Source organism: Paraclostridium sp. MRS3W1 (assembly GCF_032465715.1).
GTDB lineage: Bacteria > Bacillota > Clostridia > Peptostreptococcales > Peptostreptococcaceae > Paraclostridium > Paraclostridium dentum.
In genome coordinates this window covers 1-5,628 of the sequence record NZ_JAWDJM010000125.1, presented here as the reverse complement: position 1 = coordinate 5,628, position 5,628 = coordinate 1, and the positions used below count along the sequence as shown (strand labels likewise).

The window sequence follows — 5,628 nt, the reverse complement described above, 5'->3', positions numbered from 1 at the left end:
TACTCCCCCTGAACAAGCTAAAATGAACAAACATAGCATAACTTTTTTAAATAAATATTTAATAAACATGAATCCTAATAAACATGCTATTAAAATCAATATTAATTCCAATATATCAACCCTTTCTAAACTTTAAAATACGAAATATCATTATATATTATTTTCTATATTATAACAATTACTCACCTTTTTATTCTTATGGAAATTATACTTTATCCTGAATTATGGATAAATATAATTTCCAACTGATAAACTTGAGCAACGGACCTGCTTTTTAAGGTCGTTGGCGTCATGAACAAAGTGAATTTTTTATAATATTTATTAAAAATGATACAAAAAGTGTTAATAATGAAAAAATTAAACCCACAGTTAAAAATAAAAAAACATAAACATTAAATTTAAATATCAAAATATTATTAAATAAATTAGCTTGATTTAATAAATTGATAAAAAGCGTAACTATAAAAACAATAATAAAACACACTATAAAACCTTTAAAGCTTCCTTTTAAATCAGCGAGACTTAAGCTCATATGTGTGGCTATAGAATATATGAAAAATAGCATAATTAAGTGTTTTAAATCAGCTAAATATTTTAGTGAGACTATGCTTTTTAATATTAATAAAGTATCATTAATTAAAAGACTAAAAACTTTTAAATAGTCAGTTGACTCAAGGTATTTAATATACAAATCAATATGTATATTATTTGTAAGTACTTTGTATGTATCATTAGAAAATAAAATTAAAAGTATCCATATGAATAAAGTACCAAAAATCATAGGGGCAATACCTATAAAAAAATTGCCAATTTGCTGATATAGACTACTTGGATTATAAGTATGTTTTACATATCCTAAGACTCCATCTTCTTTATATTTAAAAGGTCTAAATAATTCAACCTTAACTATTTTATGGTTAAATATAAACGCCATTAGCATATGGCTTAACTCATGAACTATAGTTCCTATAAAACCAGTAAACACTATGAATTTTATTCCAAGTGAACTTTGTATGAGTTCATTATTTTTAGCTTCAATTAAGTTTAATAAAATACCAAAAACTATAAAAACTCCTAAAACACTAGCTAAATTAAAAAAGCTTTCTATAAGCGTATTAAAAATAATCATATTACTACCTCATTTTATTTTAAGTAAATTTTATTACAATATATTATCATAACTATGAATATTATATCAAATTATGAAATTTTAAAGTGTGCTATAATATATAATTGTCAAAATATATATTATGTTTTAAAAGGAGGGTATTATGATAGACATTTTTTTAGTAGAAGATGACAAAGCATTAAGTAGAGAAATTCATATGTGTTTAAGTAAATGGGGATATAGGACACATGAAGCAAAAAATTTGGATAATATAGCAGAAGAAGTTATAGCAATTAATCCTAAGTTGGTATTGATGGATATAAACTTACCGTTTTATGATGGATTTTACTGGTGCAATAAAATAAGAAATATATTAAAAGTACCGATAATATTTATTTCATCTAGGGATAACGATATGGATATTGTTATGTCTATAAATATGGGAGCCGATGATTATATAATAAAACCTTTCTCAACTCAAGTGTTAGTTGCAAAAGTACAAGCTATATTAAGAAGAACATACTCATACAACAATTCATTAAAAGTTGATATTGTAAAATATAAAGATGTAATTTTAAATATTTTAGAAAGTAAGATTTACTTCAATGATCAGTTTGTTGAACTTAGTAAAAATGAGTTTAAAATAATTAATATATTAATGAACAATCAAGGAAGTATAGTTAGTAGAGATACAATAATAGAAGAATTATGGGATAGCGAAGAGTTTATAAGTGAAAATACTTTAACTGTAAATATAAATAGGCTTAGAAAAACTTTAGAAAATATAGGTTTGAGTGATTTTATAGTTACTAAAAAAGGTCAGGGGTATTATATACAATGAATTTTAAAAATTATATAAAACAAGTTAAATTATCCATATACTTAGTTATATTTATAGTGGTTATAGTTAATATAAATATAATTGCAGATCTTAGATTGGAAAAGGTTTTGAACAGTTTAATATATATAGATACAATGATTTTAGTTGTATGTATTGCTTTCTTTATACTTGGATATAGTTCATACATAAAAAACTATAAAAGCTTATTTGAATATATAAATAATAATAAAACATACGAATTTAAAAATAATAAGTTAAAAGAAGTTATAGATAATAAATTATTAGAAAATGAAAATACAGTAGAAAGTTTAAAAAAAGAAATTGAAGAGATAAATGACTATATGACTAAATGGATACATGAGATTAAAATTCCTATTGCGGTTTTAGAAATTATTAGTCAAAGAGTAAAAGAGCTAGAAAATAAATATTTTGGAAATTATGAGTTACACAAACAAATAAATATTGAACTTAAAAGAATTGATAGTTTAGTTCAACAAGCTTTATATATCAGTAAAAGTGGAGATTATAGTTCTAACTTTTTAATAGAAGAAATAAATTTAGAAAAAATAGTAAAAGAAATTATAAAAAAGAATAAATATTTATTTATATACAATAAGATAGAGTTAAGAATAGGCAATTTAAATTATAACGTGTTAAGTGATAAAAAATGGTTAATGCACATAATTGAACAAATAATAAATAATTCATGTAAATATATTAAAGAAGATGGTATTGTAGAAATTTACTTACAAAATTCGGAAATTGGAATAGAACTTCACATTAAGGATAATGGAATTGGTATAAAAACAGAGGATATAAATAGAGTATTTGATAAAGGGTATGTAGGCAAATATAACGAAATAACCAAATCTACAGGAATGGGGTTATATATATCAAAAAAAATATTAAATAAATTAAGTCATGATATAAGTATAGAATCAAAGGAAAATGAATTTTGTAATGTATGTATAACATTCTATAAATTATCAGATTACTTCAATGTTACATAAGTGTAATATTAAGCCTCTGAACTGTAATGTAGATGGATAGATTGCAAGGTAATTAGCTTATACAATATAAGTATAAAATAATTACAATTTGGAGGGTAAGGTATGTTAAAAGTAATAAATTTAAATAAAAGTATTAAAAATAATAAAAATACATTTAAAATTCTAGAAAATATAAACTTAGAGGTCAAAGATGGAGAGTTCATAAGTATTATGGGGCCTTCTGGAGCAGGGAAAACTACGCTTTTAAATATAATGTCTACTATTGATAGACCTAGTGAAGGAAAAGTTTACTATGATAATGAAGATGTTCATTCTTTAAAAAATAAAGAATTATCTAAGTTTAGACGTGATAATATAGGTTTTATATTTCAAGACTATAATTTATTAGATAACATGAGTATAGAAGACAATATAGCACTACCTCTTGTTATAGCAAACGAAAAGCCTGATAAAATACAAAAAGAGGTTGAAAAACTAGCTAGTTTCTTTGGTATAAAAAAACATTTGAAAAGCTATCCATATGAATTATCAGGGGGACAAAAACAAAGAGTTGCAGCAGCAAGAGCCATAATAACTTCACCATCTATTATATTTGCGGATGAACCTACAGGAGCATTAGATTCAAAATCTGCATCAGAACTTTTAAATTGTTTAAAAGAGATGAATAAAAAATTTAATGTAACTATAATAATGGTTACACATGATGCATTTACAGCAAGTTACTCAGATAAAATTATTTTCATAAAAGATGGTAGGCTAAACACTAGGATAGATAGTAATGGAAATAGAAAAGATTTCTTTAAGCAAATAATGAACTTATTAACTTCTATGGGAGGTGAAGTAAGTGAATTTATTTAAGCTAAGTTTAATGAATATAAGACAAAGTATAAAAAACTATGGAGTTTATATTTTCTCTATGGTTTTCTCAATTGCTGTATTTTACAATTTCACAACTTTAATTTTCAGTAAACAATTCATTGAAATAAAAGACTTAAATGCAGTATCTATGGCAGGAGGAATGTGCGCTTTTGTTCTAATATTTTTCTTTATATTTTTTATTTCTTACTCAAGTAAATTTTTTATAGAACAAAGAAAAAAAGAATTTGGGATATACACATTTATGGGTGTTGAAAATAAGCAGATTGCACTGATGTTTTCATTAGAAGCATTTATAATTGGGCTAATATCAATGATAATTGGTATGGGTATTGGAATACTTTTGAATAAGATATTTTTAATGATTTTAGTTAAACTATCTTATGTAAATAAAGTAATAAATTTTGAGATAAACTTTATTTCAGTAATTCAGACTTTGCTAATATTTTTGATTATATTGATTGGTGTTTTTATAAAAGAATATATATGTTTAATAAAAACAGATATAAGTAAACTTATAAATGCAAAAAAAATATACCAATTAGAAAATAACAAATTAAACAATACCAAAGGGGTCGTAGGATTTATAATAATTATTCTAGGGTACTTGCTAATATTAAAATATAAAGAAGCTAATGTGGCATTTCCGATAGCTATAATGGCAACGGTAATTATGACCATTATAGGAACTCATTTTTTATTCAGAGGATTTTTCTCGATTTTTATAAGAAATATTATAAAAAATAAAAAGAGGTTATACTCAAAAACAAACATTGTAAGTTATAATAATATTATTTTTAGGATAAAAGATAATAATAAAACCTTAGCTCAAGCTGCAATATTAATAGCTTGTAGTTTGACTTGTATTATGGTTGCATTTTGTATGAGTTCTTGTTTTTCATCAGGATTTGAAAATGAATACCCATATAGTATATATTATACAAGTGAAAATAAAGCTGATGATAAGTCTTTAGATATGGCGATAAATTTAGGTAATGAAGATGTTAAGTATAAAACTACTGTAGATTTAATTCCATACAAATCAAATTTAAGTATGTATATAAATGATGTGTACTTAGCTAAATATTCAGATGTAGAAAATTTGTTAAAGCATGGAAAAGTAAAACATGAGAAAGATATAGAAAAAAATAAACCTAAAAAAGGTGAGGCAATTTTATTAGTAGATACAAGGGTTATGAATGCATTTAAAATAAATGATAATTTAAAAATAAGTAATGAATCAATAAAAATAAATAAAAATATACCGTCTAATATAATGGGACAATCAACTAATGGTACACTAGTCTTAAACGATAATGATTATGAAAAATTAAAAACTAAGTTAAATAAAAAAGAAGTATATTTTAAAGCTATCACACTTAATAACTTTGAAAACACTAACTCAATAGCCCAATACATGAGAGAAAATTCAAAAAATGAAATTTATAGTGCTGATCAATTTGATAAAAGTGCATATTATGCTATAAATGGAGTATACTTTGTAGGTTGTTTCTTAGCACTTGTATTTACAGTATCGCTAGGCAGTATAATGTATTTTAAATGTATTCAAGATGCTAGTATAGATAAAGAAAGGTTTAACACTTTAAGAAAAATTGGAGTAAGTCAAGAATATATAAATAAAGCAGTGTTTAAGCAGTTAGGAATATTTTTTATACTCCCTGTTATAGTTGGGTCTATACATGGTATTGTTGCAGGGTATGCTGTCAATTCTATGTTTAACTCAGATCATTTAGAACTTATAGGAGTATCATTAATTATATTTATTTTTATAT

The 5,628-nt window shown here is 23.8% G+C and carries 5 protein-coding genes; 4 read left to right on the top strand and 1 reads right to left on the bottom strand.

The window, feature by feature from the left end; all coding sequences use genetic code 11:
- Nucleotides 1-289: 289 nt before the first annotated feature.
- The gene (locus RWY47_RS10245; RefSeq protein WP_224170906.1) at nucleotides 290-1,129 is read right to left on the bottom strand and encodes a hypothetical protein; all 840 of its coding nucleotides are present in this window, start codon (nucleotides 1,127-1,129) and stop codon (nucleotides 290-292) included.
- 142 nt (nucleotides 1,130-1,271) lie between these two features.
- Between RWY47_RS10245 and RWY47_RS10240 the strand changes: the two genes are divergently transcribed.
- The 4 genes from RWY47_RS10240 to RWY47_RS10225 all read left to right on the top strand — a co-directional run.
- Nucleotides 1,272-1,949 carry a response regulator transcription factor gene (locus RWY47_RS10240; protein ID WP_021431175.1) on the top strand — a complete coding sequence of 226 codons (678 nt, stop codon included), beginning with the start codon at nucleotides 1,272-1,274 and terminating at the stop codon, nucleotides 1,947-1,949.
- Nucleotides 1,946-2,959 carry a sensor histidine kinase gene (locus RWY47_RS10235; RefSeq protein WP_224170907.1) on the top strand — a complete coding sequence of 338 codons (1,014 nt, stop codon included), beginning with the start codon at nucleotides 1,946-1,948 and terminating at the stop codon, nucleotides 2,957-2,959. Before RWY47_RS10240 ends, RWY47_RS10235 begins: the two co-directional genes overlap by 4 nt.
- A 102-nt stretch (nucleotides 2,960-3,061) precedes the next feature.
- Entirely contained in the window at nucleotides 3,062-3,817 is a 756-nt protein-coding gene (locus RWY47_RS10230; RefSeq protein ID WP_025162936.1) for an ABC transporter ATP-binding protein, read from the top strand.
- The coding region (locus RWY47_RS10225) for an ABC transporter permease (protein WP_316030317.1) at nucleotides 3,804-5,628 on the top strand (1,825 nt) is incomplete at its 3' end. The genes RWY47_RS10230 and RWY47_RS10225, both read left to right, overlap by 14 nt.

Excerpts from the sequence above, each read along its gene's own strand:
- RWY47_RS10245 (WP_224170906.1), bottom strand. The coding sequence starts at position 1,129 with ATGATTATTTTTAATACGCTTATAGAAAGCTTTTTTAATTTAGCTAGT.
- RWY47_RS10240 (WP_021431175.1), top strand. The coding sequence starts at position 1,272 with ATGATAGACATTTTTTTAGTAGAAGATGACAAAGCATTAAGTAGAGAA.
- RWY47_RS10235 (WP_224170907.1), top strand. The coding sequence starts at position 1,946 with ATGAATTTTAAAAATTATATAAAACAAGTTAAATTATCCATATACTTA.
- RWY47_RS10230 (WP_025162936.1), top strand. The coding sequence starts at position 3,062 with ATGTTAAAAGTAATAAATTTAAATAAAAGTATTAAAAATAATAAAAAT.